Source organism: Actinomyces haliotis (assembly GCF_015355765.1).
Taxonomy (GTDB): Bacteria; Actinomycetota; Actinomycetes; order Actinomycetales; family Actinomycetaceae; genus Actinomyces; species Actinomyces haliotis.
Genome location: NZ_JACWNA010000023.1, coordinates 1 through 1,371, shown reverse-complemented (window position 1 = coordinate 1,371; position 1,371 = coordinate 1). Strand labels below are relative to the sequence as shown.

Genomic DNA, 1,371 nt, shown 5'->3' with positions numbered 1-1,371 from the left:
CCCCCCCCCCCCCCCCCCCCCCCCCCCCCCCCCCCCCCCCCCCCCGGCCCCCCCCCCCCCCCCCCGCCGGCGCCCCCCCCCCCCGCCGCGTCAATTTATCGTGAGCGTGAGGATCGGCAGGGCTCTCCGGCCGCGGAGCCTCGTCCTCAGAAGCGCTCGGGGTACCCGAAGGACGGGTTCGTCACCTCGGAGAGGGCGTGTCGGATCTGCGCCGGCAGGACGAGGTCCTCCGCGGCGAGCGCGCCCTGCAGCTGAGCGGGCGTGCGGGCGCCGACGACCGTGGACGCGATCCCCGGGGCGTCACGGGCCCATGCGAGGGCCACCTCGACGGGCTTGCGGTCCAGGCCCGCGGCGGCCGTCGCGACGGCCTCGACGACGCCCTCGTGGGACTGCCCGAGGTACGGGGCGACGTAGGAGCGCAGGTGCGGCGAGGCGCCGCGCGAGTCCGGGGGAGTGGTGGAGCGGTACTTGCCGGTGAGGACGCCCCTGCCCAGCGGTGCGTAGCCGATGACGCCGAAGCCCAGGGCCTCGGCGGCGGGGACGACCTCGCGCTCCGCACCGCGGGCGAGCAGGGAGTGCTCCACCTCGACGGCCGCCATCCCGGGGCGGCGGTCCTCGGAGAGGAGGTCCGCTGCGTGCACGGAGGCCCAGGCCGGGTGGTTGGAGACCCCGACGTAGCGGGTGCGGCCCGAGGCGACGGCGGTGCGCAGGGCGTCGACCGTCTCCTCCAGCGGCGTGCGTGGGTCGGGCACCTGGACGAGCCAGAGGTCGAGGTGGTCGGTGCCCAGGCGCGCCAGGGAGTCATCGAGAATGTCGAGGAGGGTGCCGCGCGAGGCGTCCGCGGTCGTGGGCCGGGTAGTGGTGCGCCACGTGCGCACGCCGGCCTTGGAGACGAGAACGACGTCGCGGCGGTCGACGTGCTCGGAGAGCAGCCCGCCGATGACCTCCTCGGAGGCGCCCTCGCAGTAGGAGGCGGCCGTGTCGAGGAGGGTGCCACCGGCGTCGAGGAAGACGTCGAGCTGGTCGCGGGCCTCGAGCTCGTCGGTGTCGCGGCCCCAGGTCATCGTGCCCAGCCCCACCGAGGACACCGTGAGTCCCGTGCGACCCAGTCTGCGCTGCTCCATGCGGCCAACGGTAGACGGGCCCGGCCCCGGGGCGCGGGCGGCGCCCCGGGGCCGGGCCGGGCGGTGGTGTGACCTGGGTCGGTCGTGGTGGGAGGCCGATGCCGACGGCGGGCGGTGGCCGGGGGGGTGCCCCTATGTTGTTGGTCAAGCGGCAGCGGGTAGCTGGTGGGTTGGTTGGGGGTCGTAGAGGGCGCCGTCTCGGATCATGGCGTGCAGGGTGAGGATGCGGCGGTGGGCCAGGGCGATG

1 protein-coding gene is annotated in these 1,371 nt (G+C 76.1%); it reads right to left on the bottom strand.

The window, feature by feature from the left end; translation table 11 throughout:
* Window positions 1-146 precede the first annotated feature (146 nt).
* Entirely contained in the window at window positions 147-1,124 is a 978-nt protein-coding gene (locus IXW69_RS09980; protein WP_194786200.1) for an aldo/keto reductase, read from the bottom strand.
* Window positions 1,125-1,371: the final 247 nt, after the last annotated feature.